Source organism: Klebsiella sp. CN_Kp113 (assembly GCF_040064585.1).
Taxonomy (GTDB): Bacteria; Pseudomonadota; Gammaproteobacteria; order Enterobacterales; family Enterobacteriaceae; genus Klebsiella; species Klebsiella michiganensis.
Genome location: NZ_JBEAID010000036.1, coordinates 1 through 15046, shown reverse-complemented (window position 1 = coordinate 15046; position 15046 = coordinate 1). Strand labels below are relative to the sequence as shown.

Here is a 15046-nt window from a genome sequence, read left to right as displayed (position 1 = left end):
TTAGCGGTCCACGTCTGACATAACAAAATCGATACTACCCAGATAGACAATCAGGTCGGAGACCAGACTGCCGCGAATAGCGGCCGGGATCTGCTGCAGGTGCGCGAAGCTTGGCGTGCGCACGCGGGTGCGGTAGCTCATGGTGCTGCCGTCGCTGGTCAGGTAGTAACTGTTAATACCCTTGGTCGCTTCAATCATCTGGAAGGATTCTTGCGCCGGCATGACCGGGCCCCAGGAAACCTGCAGGAAGTGCGTAATCAGGGTTTCGATATGCTGCAGCGTGCGCTCTTTTGGCGGCGGCGTCGTCAGCGGATGATCCGCCTTGAACGGGCCTTCCGGCATGTTATCGAGGCACTGCTGAAGAATTCGCAGGCTCTGGCGCAGCTCTTCCACTTTCAGCATCACGCGGGTGTAGCAGTCGGAGACGCCACCGCCGGTCGGGATCTCAAAGTCGAAGTTTTCATAGCCAGAATAGGGACGCCATTTACGTACGTCGAAGCCGATGCCGGTCGCGCGCAGGCCCGCGCCGGTGGTGCCCCACTCCAGCGCTTCTTTCGCGTTGTAGGCGGCAACCCCTTTCGAACGACCGATGAGGATGGTGTTGCGCAGCGCGGCTTTCTCATAGGAATCCAGACGCTTCGGCATCCACTCGAGGAATTCGCGCAGCAGGCGATCCCAGCCGCGGGGCAGGTCGTGCGCGACGCCGCCGATGCGGAACCAGGCCGGGTGCATACGGAAACCGGTGATCGCTTCCACCAGATCGTAGATCTTTTGACGGTCGGTAAAGGCAAAGAACACCGGCGTCATCGCCCCGACGTCCTGAATAAAGGTGGAGATGTACAGCAGATGGCTGTTGATACGGAACAGCTCGGAGAGCATCACGCGGATCACGTTGACGCGATCCGGCACGGTTATCCCCGCCAGTTTCTCAACCGCCAGCACGTAAGGCATTTCGTTAACGCAGCCGCCGAGATATTCAATACGGTCGGTATACGGAATGTAGCTGTGCCAGGACTGGCGCTCGCCCATTTTCTCGGCGCCGCGGTGGTGGTAGCCGATATCTGGCACGCAGTCGATGATCTCTTCGCCATCAAGCTGCAGAATAATACGGAACGCACCGTGAGCGGAGGGGTGGTTCGGGCCGAGGTTAAGGAACATGAAGTCCTCGTTTTCGGTCCCGCGCTTCATGCCCCACTCCTCCGGTTTGAAGGTCAGCGCTTCCATTTCCAGATCCTGTTTGGCTTTGGTCAGCTCAAACGGGTCAAATTCGGTGGCGCGCGCCGGGTAGTCTTTACGCAGCGGGTGACCTTCCCAGGTCGGCGGCATCATGATGCGGCGCAGATTCGGGTGACCATCGAAGGTCACGCCAAACATCTCCCAGGTTTCACGCTCATACCAGTTGGCGTTAGGGAACAGTTTGGTGAAGGTCGGCAGATGCAGATCGTTTTCAGACAAGGCAACCTTGAGCATGATGTCGCGGTTGCGGTCTATTGAAATCAGATGATAGAAAACGGAAAAATCCGCGGCGGGTAAACCGTCGCGGTGCGTGCGCAGACGTTCATCCATGCCGTGCAGGTCAAACAGCATCACGTAAGGCTTCGGCAATTTCCTCAGGAAATCACCCACCTCAAGCAGCTGTTCACGCTTCACCCAAACCACCGGAACGCCGGTGCGGGTTGGCTGAACGGTAAAGGCATCCGGCCCAAAACGGTTGCGCAGTTCGCCGATCACCGGGTCATCAAGGTGATCGCGGGTTTGCCAGGCTGGTGCGGCGTCATGCGCGGTTAAATCGGTCATATTGTTCACCATTGCAAAAGGTCCGTGGTGACTGCCGGCGAGGCTTCGCGCTGTAGTAGATTGATTTGCGAAGTTTTTATCCCGCCCGCAGGCGCAAGTTAAATCTCGTCCGGAGTCCGCAGATTGGTCACTGCAATACGTTCGCCGCGTTTACGCTCGCGTTCCGACTGCATATTGGCGCGGTACACGCCCTGATCGCCAACCACCCACGAGAGCGGACGGCGTTCTTTACCAATGGATTCCTGCAGCAGCATCAGCGCCTGCATATAAGCTTCCGGACGCGGCGGGCAGCCCGGGATGTAAACATCGACCGGAATAAACTTATCCACGCCCTGGACGACAGAGTAAATATCGTACATTCCGCCGGAGTTGGCGCATGCGCCCATCGAGATAACCCACTTCGGCTCCAGCATCTGGTCATAAAGACGCTGAATGACCGGCGCCATTTTGGTAAAGCAGGTGCCGGCAACCACCATCAGGTCAGCCTGACGCGGGGAGGCACGTAATACTTCTGCACCAAAGCGCGCAACGTCATGCACCGCGGTGAATGACGTCACCATTTCCACGTAGCAGCAAGAAAGGCCGAAGTTGTAAGGCCAGATTGAGTTCTTACGGCCCCAGTTCACCATGTCATGCAAGGCGTGTTCGAGTTTCCCCATATACACGCTTTTATTGACTTCTTGCTCCAGGGGGTCGGTTACGATCTCCTGTTTTTGCAGGGGGTAACGGTCGTTCTCACCGTTAGGATCGATGCGGGTGAGCGTATAATCCATCTTATTGCCTCGCTTTTACTGCGTATGACGGTTAGTGGGACTGTCTGTTTCCGGGTTAACCAGCGTGCGACGGGAGCGCGCAGGCGTCCAGTCCAGTGCGCCGATACGAACGAGGTAAACCAGACCAGCCAGTAGCACTAAAATGAAAATTGCGGCTTCCACAAAGCCGACCCAGCCGCTTTCACGGATAGAAGTCGACCATGCGTAGAGATACAGGGCTTCCACGTCGAAGATAACGAAGAACATGGCAACCAGATAAAACTTCGCAGAAAGACGTAAGCGAGCCGAACCGACGGAGTCGATCCCGGATTCAAACGGCGTGTTCTTGCTTCGCGCGCGCGCGCGTCCGCCAAGGTACCAGCCGCCGACGAGCATCAGGCAGCACAGGCCGATAGCGATGATGAGAAATATAGCGAATGCCCAATGATGAGCGATGACTTCAGTGGATGTTGACATACGCATTGCTTAACCAAAAAAGTGTAGCGCTAAAACCCTCTGCTCTTACTGGCAGATGAACGCCACAGCGTTTCACGGGGAGGAATAAAAAAATAGCCGTGCAAAAAAGCGTCCCTGGGTGATGTGGAAGGCCAGTTGCGGTGGCTTTTTACTCCTTTCATTAACCTTTTGTCAACTTTAACAAAAGTTTTCACAACATTAATTTACATTGGATTTTTTTCATTAACATTAAATGCCCTTTCATGCGGAATAACCTTGCATACTGTTCGGCTTTAGTGTTGTTGAATCGTGTCCGTTTCCGCCGTAAATCAAAATGGCCCGCCTATTTTGACAGGATTCAGACACGATTCCTCCCCCTAAGGAGGGGTATTTTCTTGATCTGCGACACGCTTTTGTTAATTCAACCAAGAAAACAGCAACAAACCAGATGGTTTTTTAACATTAGCAGGAAGTATTGAAAGTGCAGAGAAAAGTCGAGAAATGAGAGGAGGAGCGGATCTAACTTACTGATTTAGCTCAAAAGAAATCAACAAAAGTTTCTATTAATCAATAAAATTTGAAAAAAACGAACCGCAGCGGCAATTTCACACGTCTGGGGTTCGTTTTTACACTTACATTTTGTTACCAGTTTTTGTGATGTTTGTTAGCTTTTCCCGCTCAGGAAATAAGGGAATTATCTCCCCCTTCGGGAGTATAAACGCGTTGCGTTGACCACGGCTGGTACTCTGCGCTCAGCGACTGAAAAATGGCCTGCGTCAGCTCGCTTGCCTTTTGCGGATTGCAGTTCAGCATGTAGCGGGTATCCGGCAGCACGGGTAAACCGTCACTCCGGCCCGGTACGCGAAATTCGGGGCTCATCATCTCTACTGGCTGCGCGGTCACGCCAAGCCCGGCTTTCACCGCCGCCTTCACCCCCGCCATTGAGCTTGCAGCATGGGAAAGATGCCACGCAACGCCGGCGGCGTTGAGTACCTCAACGATCTCTTCCCGAAACGGATCCGGGGCATCCAGCAAAACAAGCGGGACAGACTCGCCCTGAGGGAGGACATAATCCGCTGCGCAGTACCACAGCGTTGGCGACGTGCGCAGCGTCAGCATGTCAGAACCCTTGGTTTGTCGGGTCGTCAGCGCAAGATCGATTGCCCCGCTCTTCAGCATATCGACGATATCAAGGTGTTTGAGGACTTTGATTTCCAGCGTCAGCCTGGGATAAAAACTACCAATCCGGTTTAACAGGCACGGTAAAATGGTATCCGCCGTCTCATCAGAGGCTCCCACGGTCAGCGTTCCCTGCAGGCTGCCAAACATGAGCGACATACAGGCTTCATCGTTAAAGCGCAGAATTTTCCGCGCATAGCCCAGCAGCTGAATGCCCTGCTCGGTCAGAAGCTTATTGCGCCCGTGGCGAGCAAACAGCTCTTTGCCAACCAGCTGCTCCAGCCGCTGCATCTGCTGGCTAACCGCTGACTGGGTCCGGCGCACCGCGACGGCGGCAGCGGCAAAGGTACTGAGATCGGCGACGGCAACAAAGGTTCTCAAGAGATCGAGGTCTAAATTTAGTATCGAACGATTTTCATTTATCATATTTGCTTCACATTCAGGCGGCTAATGCTGACCTGCCTTGTTGATGCTGTGCTCCAGGCTTCCGGCTAATCCTTAAGCTTCGCGTTACCCGCCAGAGACGGACGGATGAACAACTGGACGAACGTTATTGCATTAGAAAGCACTCATCCGCAGCAAATGCGCGGAATTTCAGAGTAATATTTTGCTCGTACGCCTAAGCACTTTTAATTACGACGCATTTGTTTTTGTGATGTGACGCAAAAAATAGCCGTCAATGACCATTGTCTGCATCCTCACCGGCGACAAACCTTGCCATCGGGCTCAGGCAGAACAAAAACCTGCAATAACAATGTATTAATAAAGAAATAAGCTACCTGGCATAGCCATATGTCGGTATTAACGGCGATATTCTAACCGAAAACCACAATATTTATAAGCGTTAATCAGTATTATCTCAGGCCACTTTAAATGCTGGTCAGCACTTTAATTAAATTAACAGATCTAAGAATATTCCTTGCATAAAATAAAACTCATTTAGCTATTAAATACTTTCATTAAAAATATCTAGCAAAGTTGTTACAACCTTCAGCGTATTGTGAATTAAACGTTCACCAGACGATGATTCGTTTTACGCGCAAAAAACAAGCGCCGGTCCTCTTTAAATCAACAAACCAGATAAACGTTCGCCAAAACACCACCAGGCACAATATAAGACCATCAATAAAAGTATTAAAGGTGTAATGTATAAACAAAAGCGCAGCTCACCAGACAAATTGATTAAACCAAAAAGCGATGAATAGCAAAATCTTCTCCTGTTAACCCTTCAAAACAGCGGGGAGGCGGAGTACATTATTCCGTGCTGACTTCCACGGCAGGGAGTGGCGATAACAGCTAAAAGGTCAAGGTTCATGTCCCCCATCGAAAAATCCAGCAAGTTAGATAACGTCTGTTACGACATCCGCGGCCCGGTTCTGAAAGAGGCGAAACGCCTTGAAGAAGAAGGCAATAAAGTCCTGAAGCTGAACATCGGCAACCCAGCGCCGTTTGGCTTTGACGCGCCTGACGAGATCCTCGTTGACGTTATCCGCAACCTCCCTACCTCGCAGGGCTACAGCGATTCAAAGGGCCTCTATTCCGCCCGTAAGGCCATCATGCAGCATTACCAGGCCCGCGGTATGCGTGATGTGACGGTCGAAGATATCTATATCGGTAACGGCGTTTCGGAGCTTATCGTCCAGGCCATGCAGGCGCTGCTGAACAGCGGCGATGAAATGCTGGTCCCGGCGCCGGATTATCCGCTGTGGACCGCCGCGGTCGCGCTTTCCAGCGGTAAAGCGGTGCACTATCTTTGCGATGAGTCTTCCGACTGGTTCCCGGACCTCGACGATATCCGCGCGAAAATCACCCCGCGTACCCGCGGCATCGTGATTATCAACCCGAATAACCCAACCGGCGCGGTGTACTCAAAAGAGCTGCTGATGGAGATCGTCGAGATCGCCCGCCAGCATAACCTGATTATTTTCGCCGATGAGATCTACGATAAGATCCTCTACGATGAAGCGCAGCACCACTCAATTGCGCCGCTGGCCCCGGATCTACTCACCGTTACCTTTAACGGCCTGTCAAAAACCTACCGCGTTGCCGGCTTCCGCCAGGGCTGGATGGTGCTGAACGGGCCGAAGAAACACGCAAAAGGCTATATCGAAGGCCTGGAGATGCTGGCCTCTATGCGCCTATGCGCCAACGTCCCGGCCCAGCATGCGATCCAAACCGCTCTCGGCGGCTATCAGAGCATCAGCGAATTTATTGTTCCCGGCGGACGCTTGTATGAACAGCGTAATCGCGCCTGGGAGCTGATTAACGACATTCCGGGCGTCTCGTGCACTAAGCCGAAAGGCGCGCTGTATATGTTCCCGAAAATCGACGCTAAACGCTTTAATATTCACGATGACCAGAAGATGGTGCTCGATTTTCTGCTGCAGGAGAAAGTCCTGCTGGTTCAGGGTACCGCCTTTAACTGGCCGTGGCCGGACCACGTGCGTATTGTGACCCTTCCGCGCGAAGACGATCTTGAAATGGCAATTACCCGTTTCGGGCGTTTCCTTTCCGGCTACCACCAGCTCTGATTTTATCTGTCCAGCCGCCGGGATTTGCATCCGGCGGCAATCCCTGCGCACAATGGCACCCGACGTCGTAACTGATTAAGGGTTCCTATGAGTCAGAGTCATTTCTTTGCCCACCTCTCCCGCCTGAAACTGATCAACCGCTGGCCGCTGATGCGTAATGTGCGCACCGAAAACGTCTCCGAACACAGCTTACAGGTCGCGATGGTGGCCCATGCGCTGGCGGCGATCAAAAATCGTAAATTCGGCGGCCGGGTTAACGCCGAACGCATCGCGCTGCTGGCGATGTATCACGATGCCTCGGAAGTCCTGACCGGCGACCTGCCGACGCCGGTAAAATATTTCAATTCGCAGATCGCGCAAGAGTACAAAGCCATCGAAAAAATCGCCCAGCAGAAGCTGGTCGATATGGTTCCTGATGAACTGCGCGACATTTTTGAACCGCTGATCGATGAACATCACTACAGCGAAGAGGAAAAATCCCTTGTCAAGCAGGCGGATGCGCTTTGCGCCTACCTGAAGTGTCTGGAAGAGCTATCGGCGGGGAACAATGAATTTCTGCTGGCCAAAGGCCGCCTTGAGAAAACGCTGGAATCGCGCCGCAGCGCAGAGATGGACTACTTTATGCAGGTGTTCGTCCCGAGCTTCCATCTTTCCCTCGATGAAATCAGCCAGGATTCGCCTTTATAACCCCACACTTCCCCGGCCAGCGTCAGCCTGACCGGGGAAGGATGCCGCTGAATCAGAACGGAAACAGCACCGGGATCAGCAGGACGCACACCACCATCACCAGGAGGGTGAACGGCACGCCGATTTTGACAAAATCGCTGAATGAATATTTCCCCGGCCCCAGCACCAGGGTGTTCACCGGCGACGATACCGGGGTCATAAACGCCGCCGAGGCCGCCATGGCGACCACCATCGCAAAGGGATAAGGCGAAACGCCCATCGACTTTGCCGCGGCCAGCGCAATGGGCGCCATCAGCACCGCGGTGGCGGTATTGGAAATAAACAGGCCGATAGCCGCGCACATTACGAACAGGCAGCCAAGCATCAGGTACGGTCCTTTGCTCCCCGCCACATCCATGAGTCCCTGAACCACCAGATCCACGCCGCCGGTTTTCTGCAGCGCCAGAGCAAAAGGCATCATTCCGACAATCAAGATAATGCTCGGCCAGTGGATAGCTTTATAGGCGCTCTCGGCGTTAATACAGCGGAATTTCCCCATCAGCAGGCAGGCAATGATGGCCGCTATAGGGTTAGGAATTTCGTCAGTCAGCATCAGCGCGACCATCAGCACCAGACAGAAAATCGCGTGCGGCGCCTGGCTATGCGCCGGCGAGGCGTCGTTGACCTCGATGGGCATATTCAGCACCACAAAGTCACGGCCCCGCTTAGCCAGCAGCGCTATCTGCCGCCAGTTGCCCACCACCAGCATGATATCGCCAAGCTGCAAGGCTTCATCGGTCACCGCGCCGTCAAGGGCTTTGCCATCGCGTTTCAGCCCCACGATGTTCAAATCGAAACGGGTACGAAAGGCGATTTCGCGCACCGACTTGCCAATCAGTTCTGAATCCGGGATCAGAGAGACTTCCGCCATCCCCACGTCCAGCGCCTGATCGGAAAAATATTCGCCGCGCAGCACCATCGGTTCGAGCATCTGCTCGCCGCAGAACTGGCGTAAATCCACGTCTGAGGCCGACATATCGATCAGCAGGACGTCGCGGGCGCGGAATTCCGATACGCCGTTAACGTTAACGATAACCCGTCGAAAGCGCCGCCAGCGCTCAACGCCGATAACGTTCGCCCCGTAGCGCTCGCGTAGCTTCAGGTCGTCCAGGCGCTGGCCAATCATCGGCGAGCCGGGGCGTATGGCCAGGCGGCGCGCGCGCCCCGTGAGATGATAATCTTTAATGAGATCGCGGAAGGTGCTTCTTTTTCGGCCATCTCGCGCTTGCTCGCCCTCTTCCCCTTTGAGCATAAAGCGCATCACCAGCATATAGAAAACGCCCAGAACCAGCACCACCAGACCTATCGGCGTAACGCTAAAAAAGCTGAATCCTTGCAGCCCTTCGCGTAAAAGTTCGCTGTTAACGACCAGGTTGGGCGGTGTGGCCACCAGGGTCATCATCCCGCTGATAAGTCCGGCAAAACTGAGCGGCATCATCAACCGCGAAGGGGAGGTGTTCATGCGCATCGACACGCTGAGCACCACGGGGATAAAAATGGCCACCACGCCGGTCGAGCTCATAAACGCCCCTAATCCGGCAACGGTTAACATCAAATAGACCAGCATTTTGGTTTCGCTGTTCCCGGCAACCTTCACCAGCCAGGAGCCCATTTTGGTGGCGACCCCGGTGCGCACCAGCCCATCGCCAATAATAAAAAGCGCGGCAATAAGAATAACGTTAGGATCGCTAAAGCCGGAGAAGGCCTCGCTGAGCGTTAAAGTGTCGCTGAGGACGAAAGCGACAATCACCAGCAATGCGATAGCGTCCATGCGCACTTTTCCGGTGGCAAAGAGCACGACGGCTACGGCAAGAAGAGATAACACCCAAATCAATTCACCGTTCACAACTTATCCTTGTCAGAAGATGGAGTTGGAAGTCTGGCATAAAAAAGCCCCGCCGGCGCGGGGCTAAATCATGAGATTAATCTTTAAGGATAATATTCACGTTGCCGTCAGGCAGGCGTTCAACCTGCAGGCTCTCCAGCGTCGTTAATACTAAATCCGCTTCATCAAGACGCGGCGCATCGGCGGGCACATTGACCGCGATGGTGCGACAGCCGGCATTCAGCCCGGCGAGCAGACCGGCAGGCGCATCCTCCACGACGGCGCAATCCCCCGGCGCCAGCCCCAACAGTTCAGCCCCCAGCAGGTAGGCGTCCGGTGCGGGTTTCCCGTGCTTTACGCGCTCGGCGGTAACAAAAACCTTCGCCTCAGGCAGCCCCGCGGCACGATGACGAGCGTGGGCGACGGGTATCGACCCCGACGTCACGATCGCCCACGGAATCCCCGCGCGATCGAGCGTCCTGAGCAACGCCACCGCGCCCGGCAGCGCCGTTACGCCATCCGTATCCGTTGCTTCTACCGTTTCCAGCAGGGTGAACTCTGCCTGAATCTCCTCTTCGCTGCGGCCGGGGAGAAAATGACGCAACGAGGTTATCGCCTGTTTGCCATGAATGAAGTTCAGCACTTCATCATGAGGGATACTGAACCGATCCGCCCATTTGCACCACGAACGCTCCACTACCGGCAACGAATCGACCAATGTCCCGTCAAGATCAAACAGGAAACCTTTACACTGCACGGGAACCTCCATCAGGCGTTGATAATTTGGTTAATTTCGTTACTGCTTAAATGGTACTGACGCGGGCAGGAGTGCCAGGTGCTCAGCATGCGCTGGTATTTTTCCCACATCGGGGTCTGGGAGTTAAAACCGTGAGTGCCGGCGTCAAAGTGGCTGTAGCGCCCTTCAACGTTAACCATAAAGCGAACATAGCCGAGATAGCGGGCTTCGGTCGCCACGTCGAAGCCGAGGAAGGTGACCCGACGCTCGTCAATTCCGCTGGCATCCTTCAGGTTCGTCCAGGAGACATGCAGCGCGTGATACATCTCCATGATATCAATGATGGTACGACACGTTTCCTCGGTAAGCTGGCCAAACTCGCGGTCCAGCTCGCGCATCTGCAGCCCGTATCCACGCTCAATGATGGTCTGCAGGCGGCGGTAACGTTCAGCGTTGTCCGGATCGAGCATCGTCATCATTTTGTATTGATTCGACAGAATCAGACGCTGCGCATTGGTCATTTCCATTTTTGACTCCTGTGGCACTTTTACGACGTGAAAAAAGAAGGCGCATAATTCATGCGCCTTCTTTTATATGCGTTTTCCCGATGCAATTACAAATCATCAAGGAAAGTTTTATCCAGTTGTTTGAAGGCGCGCTTAAGCGTGTCAGCTAAAGCCTGATAATCCGGCTTGCCGTCAACCGGCGTCAGCGCCTGTCCCGCCTCCTGCAGTTTACCCCGTACTTCATAAAACCAGTTCAGTATCGACGGCGGCAGCGGCGTTACCGAACGCTTACCCAGCCACCATAAGCCTTGCATCGGCAGACTCAGCGCGAACAGCGCGGTAGCCACGGCAGGGCCCAGCTGGCCGCCGAGGGCGATTTGCCAGCACAGCGTGAAAATCGCCACCGGCGGCATGATGCGAATCGCATAGCGCGTGGCGCGAATAATACGGTTTTCAATAAACACCGGGGCAAGGCGCTTATCCAGGGGCCAGGTCTTTGCATAGTGCTGCCCGTGGCGAAACAAGCCAAAAAAACTCACAGGGCGATTCTCGGGACCGGACATGGCTTACCTCAACTTTACATATAAAACTTAAAAAATTTGTGCAAAACACCAACTGTGCATGACAACGTTCAAAAGATTTTGGCAATGGCGGCCTCAATCAGGTATTCTGTGCGCACCTGAGGGGCGGTTAGACCCTTTTACCAGGTTAGTCAAATTATCGCATATTCTGCCACCGGCTGAAAATTATGCAAAATGACATAAAATCAAATGTACTTCTCTCATCGTGCCCGAAAACAGTACAAGGCATGATGTTAATCATAAATGTCGATGTCATCCTGCGCTACGCTTTGTGACACACTGACGTTTTTTTAGCCACGTATCATAAAAGGTACTTCCATGTCGAGTAAGTTAGTACTGGTTCTGAACTGCGGTAGCTCCTCTCTGAAATTCGCTATCCTTGATGCCGTCAACGGCGACGAATACCTGTCTGGTTTAGCAGAATGTTTCCATCTTCCTGAAGCCCGTATCAAATGGAAAATGGACGGCAGCAAGCAAGAAGCCGAATTAGGCGCTGGCGCTGCTCACAGTGAAGCGCTGAACTTTATCGTTAACACTATTCTGGCACAAAAACCAGAACTGTCTGCTCAGCTGACCGCAATCGGCCACCGCATCGTTCACGGTGGTGAAAAATACACCAGCTCCGTCGTTATCGATGACTCCGTGATTCAGGGAATCAAAGACTCCGCCTCTTTCGCTCCGCTGCACAACCCGGCGCACCTGATCGGTATCGCTGAGGCGCTGAAATCTTTCCCTAATCTGAAAGACAAGAACGTTGCCGTGTTCGACACCGCGTTCCATCAGACCATGCCGGAAGAATCTTACCTCTATGCCCTGCCGTACAGCCTGTACAAAGAACACGGCGTACGTCGCTACGGCGCGCACGGCACCAGCCACTTCTATGTGACTCAGGAAGCCGCGAAAGTTCTGAACAAACCGGTTGAAGAACTGAACATCATCACCTGCCATCTGGGCAACGGTGGTTCCGTTTCCGCTATCCGCAACGGTAAATGCGTTGACACTTCCATGGGGCTGACTCCGCTGGAAGGTCTGGTTATGGGTACGCGTTCTGGCGATATCGACCCGGCAATCATTTTCCATCTGCACGATGCCCTGGGCATGAGCGTAGATGCCATCAACAAAATGCTGACCAAAGAGTCCGGTCTGCTCGGTCTGACCGAAGTGACCAGCGACTGCCGCTACGTTGAAGACAACTACCAGGAAAAAGCTGACGCTAAACGTGCCATGGACGTTTACTGCCACCGCCTGGCGAAATATATCGGCTCCTACACCGCGCTGATGGACGGTCGTCTGGACGCCGTCGTATTCACCGGTGGTATCGGTGAGAACGCCGCGATGGTTCGCGAACTGTCTCTGGGCAAACTGGGCGTACTGGGCTTTGAAGTTGATCACGAGCGCAACCTGGCAGCCCGTTTCGGCAAGTCTGGCTTCATCAACAAAGAAGGCACTCGCCCGGCTATCGTCATTCCGACCAACGAAGAGCTGGTCATCGCGCAAGACGCCAACCGTCTGACCGCCTGATTCCACACCGCCAGCCATAACCCTAAATAATTCGAGTTGCAGGAAGGCGGCGACGCAGAGAATCCCCAGGAGCGTACGAGTAGTACGTAACTGGGGTGAGCGAGTAAAGCCAACGCACATGCAACTTGAAGTATGACGGGAAGCTGGTGGTGCAGTTTTGTATCCCGCCTGATACTGGCGGTAACGAAAGAGGATATATCGTGTCCCGTACAATCATGCTGATCCCTACCGGAACCAGCGTAGGCCTGACCAGCGTCAGCCTCGGTGTTATCCGTGCTATGGAACGTAAAGGCGTTCGTCTGAGCGTCTTTAAACCTATCGCTCAACCGCGTGCCGGTGGCGATGCGCCAGACCAGACTACCACTATTATTCGCGCGAACTCCGACCTTCCGGCCGCAGAACCGCTGAAGATGAGCCACGTTGAGTCGCTGCTCTCCAGCAACCAGAAAGACGTGCTGATGGAAGAGATCATCGCCAACTACCACGCCAACGCTCAGGATGCGGAAGTGGTGCTGGTTGAAGGTCTGGTCCCGACCCGCAAACATCAGTTTGCCCAGTCTCTGAACTACGAAATCGCGAAAACGCTGAACGCTGAAATCGTTTTTGTGATGTCCCAGGGTACCGATACTCCTGAACAGCTGAAAGAGCGCATTGAGCTGACTCGCAGCAGCTTCGGCGGCGCGAAAAACACCAGCGTCACCGGCGTGATCGTCAACAAGCTGAATGCGCCGGTTGACGAACAGGGCCGTACTCGCCCTGACCTGTCGGAAATCTTCGACGACTCTTCCAAAGCAAAAGTCGTGAAGATCGATCCGGCTCAGCTGCAGAGCGGTAGCCCATTACCGGTTCTGGGCGCGGTGCCGTGGAGCTTCGATCTGATCGCCACCCGCGCGATTGATATGGCGCATCACCTGAACGCCACCATCATCAACGAAGGCGACATCAATACCCGTCGCGTGAAGTCCGTCACCTTCTGTGCGCGTAGCATTCCGCACATGCTGGAACACTTCCGCGCAGGTTCCCTGCTGGTCACTTCCGCAGACCGTCCTGACGTTCTGGTCGCCGCCTGCCTGGCCGCGATGAACGGCGTGGAAATCGGCGCTATCCTGCTGACCGGCGGCTACGAAATGGACGCCCGCATCAGCAAACTGTGCGAACGCGCGTTTGCAACCGGCCTGCCGGTATTCATGGTTAACACCAACACCTGGCAAACCTCTCTGAGCCTGCAGAGCTTCAACCTGGAAGTTCCGGTTGACGATCACGAGCGCATCGAGAAAGTTCAGGAATACGTGGCTAACTATATCAACGCCGACTGGATTGAATCGCTGACCGCAACTTCCGAGCGCAGCCGTCGCCTCTCTCCGCCAGCCTTCCGCTATCAGCTTACCGAGCTGGCGCGTAAAGCAGGCAAGCGCGTCGTGCTGCCGGAAGGCAACGAGCCGCGTACCGTTAAAGCCGCGGCTATCTGCGCCGAGCGCGGTATCGCCACCTGCGTACTGCTGGGTAACCCGGATGAAATCACCCGCGTGGCCGCCTCTCAGGGCGTAGAGCTGGGCGCCGGTATTGAAATCGTTGACCCGGAAGTGGTTCGCGAAAGCTACGTTGCTCGCCTGGTCGAGCTGCGTAAGAGCAAGGGGATGACCGAAGCGGTTGCCCGCGAGCAGCTGGAAGACAACGTGGTTCTCGGCACCCTGATGCTCGAGCAGGACGAAGTTGACGGTCTGGTATCCGGCGCGGTTCACACCACCGCCAACACCATCCGTCCGCCGCTGCAGCTGATCAAAACGGCTCCGGGCAGCTCTCTAGTCTCCTCCGTATTCTTCATGCTGCTGCCGGAACAGGTTTACGTTTACGGCGACTGCGCGATCAACCCGGATCCGACCGCTGAACAGCTGGCTGAAATCGCCATCCAGTCCGCAGACTCCGCAATTGCCTTCGGCATCGAACCGCGCGTGGCCATGCTCTCCTACTCCACCGGCACCTCTGGCGCCGGCAGCGATGTAGAGAAAGTACGCGAAGCCACGCGTCTGGCGCAGGAAAAACGTCCTGACCTGATGATCGACGGCCCGCTGCAGTACGATGCGGCGGTCATGGCTGACGTTGCGAAATCCAAAGCGCCGAACTCCCCGGTTGCCGGCCGCGCGACCGTGTTCATCTTCCCGGATCTGAACACCGGTAACACCACTTACAAAGCCGTACAGCGTTCTGCCGACCTGATCTCCATCGGGCCGATGCTGCAGGGGATGCGTAAGCCGGTGAACGACCTGTCCCGTGGCGCGCTGGTTGACGATATCGTCTATACCATCGCCCTGACCGCGATTCAGTCGTCCCAGCAGCAAGCATAATCTGCCCGCTGCATGAAAAAAGGCGACCGGATGGTCTAATGCCGATCAGTTAAGGATCGGTTGATCGATCCAGTGGCTGTGTAAGAATCCG

The 15046-nt window shown here is 54.7% G+C and carries 12 protein-coding genes; 4 read left to right on the top strand and 8 right to left on the bottom strand.

Translation table 11 applies throughout. The features are described from left to right. The 4 genes from nuoC to ABLV30_RS23080 all read right to left on the bottom strand — a co-directional run bounded on the left by nuoC (nucleotide 1) and on the right by ABLV30_RS23080 (nucleotide 4610). Complete coding sequence (nuoC, locus tag ABLV30_RS23095) at nucleotides 1-1809, bottom strand: NADH-quinone oxidoreductase subunit C/D (protein ID WP_025106676.1); 1809 nt, start codon at nucleotides 1807-1809, stop codon at nucleotides 1-3. A gap of 86 nt (nucleotides 1810-1895) precedes the next feature. Then, a complete protein-coding gene (gene nuoB / locus ABLV30_RS23090) occupies nucleotides 1896-2570 on the bottom strand; it encodes an NADH-quinone oxidoreductase subunit NuoB (RefSeq protein ID WP_002913178.1) in 675 nt (224 codons plus the stop codon). A 15-nt stretch (nucleotides 2571-2585) separates the two neighbouring features. After that, nucleotides 2586-3032 (bottom strand): NADH-quinone oxidoreductase subunit NuoA, encoded by a 447-nt coding sequence (nuoA, locus tag ABLV30_RS23085; protein WP_004123140.1) that lies wholly within the window; start codon nucleotides 3030-3032, stop codon nucleotides 2586-2588. A 651-nt stretch (nucleotides 3033-3683) separates the two neighbouring features. Next, nucleotides 3684-4610 (bottom strand): LysR family transcriptional regulator, encoded by a 927-nt coding sequence (locus ABLV30_RS23080; protein WP_014839121.1) that lies wholly within the window; start codon nucleotides 4608-4610, stop codon nucleotides 3684-3686. A gap of 887 nt (nucleotides 4611-5497) precedes the next feature. Here ABLV30_RS23080 and alaA point away from each other — a divergent pair. Together alaA and yfbR are read left to right on the top strand one after the other, a co-directional pair. Then, nucleotides 5498-6715, top strand: coding sequence for an alanine transaminase AlaA (gene alaA, locus ABLV30_RS23075; protein ID WP_004852849.1), 1218 nt, complete (start codon nucleotides 5498-5500; stop codon nucleotides 6713-6715). An 87-nt stretch (nucleotides 6716-6802) separates the two neighbouring features. Then, entirely contained in the window at nucleotides 6803-7402 is a 600-nt protein-coding gene (gene yfbR, locus ABLV30_RS23070) for a 5'-deoxynucleotidase (protein WP_004852850.1), read from the top strand. Between the two features lie 52 nt (nucleotides 7403-7454). On the opposite strand, the gene ABLV30_RS23065 is transcribed toward yfbR, so the two are convergent. From ABLV30_RS23065 to yfbV, 4 genes are all read right to left on the bottom strand, one after another. Beyond that, complete coding sequence (locus ABLV30_RS23065) at nucleotides 7455-9287, bottom strand: SLC13 family permease (RefSeq protein WP_014230256.1); 1833 nt, start codon at nucleotides 9285-9287, stop codon at nucleotides 7455-7457. A gap of 76 nt (nucleotides 9288-9363) precedes the next feature. Next, nucleotides 9364-10023: a sugar phosphatase gene (locus ABLV30_RS23060; RefSeq protein WP_009654668.1), complete on the bottom strand. Its 660-nt coding sequence runs from the start codon at nucleotides 10021-10023 to the stop codon at nucleotides 9364-9366. An 11-nt stretch (nucleotides 10024-10034) separates the two neighbouring features. After that, on the bottom strand, nucleotides 10035-10529 hold the full coding sequence (locus ABLV30_RS23055; RefSeq protein ID WP_004123152.1) for a YfbU family protein: 495 nt from the start codon (nucleotides 10527-10529) through the stop codon (nucleotides 10035-10037). Between the two features lie 86 nt (nucleotides 10530-10615). After that, nucleotides 10616-11071: a terminus macrodomain insulation protein YfbV gene (gene yfbV, locus ABLV30_RS23050; protein ID WP_004104090.1), complete on the bottom strand. Its 456-nt coding sequence runs from the start codon at nucleotides 11069-11071 to the stop codon at nucleotides 10616-10618. Between the two features lie 336 nt (nucleotides 11072-11407). On the opposite strand from yfbV, the gene ackA reads away from it, so the two are divergent. Together ackA and pta are read left to right on the top strand one after the other, a co-directional pair. Then, a complete protein-coding gene (gene ackA / locus ABLV30_RS23045; RefSeq protein ID WP_004123156.1) occupies nucleotides 11408-12610 on the top strand; it encodes an acetate kinase in 1203 nt (400 codons plus the stop codon). A gap of 200 nt (nucleotides 12611-12810) precedes the next feature. Continuing rightward, nucleotides 12811-14955 carry a phosphate acetyltransferase gene (pta, locus tag ABLV30_RS23040; protein WP_014230257.1) on the top strand — a complete coding sequence of 715 codons (2145 nt, stop codon included), beginning with the start codon at nucleotides 12811-12813 and terminating at the stop codon, nucleotides 14953-14955. Nucleotides 14956-15046 lie beyond the last annotated feature (91 nt).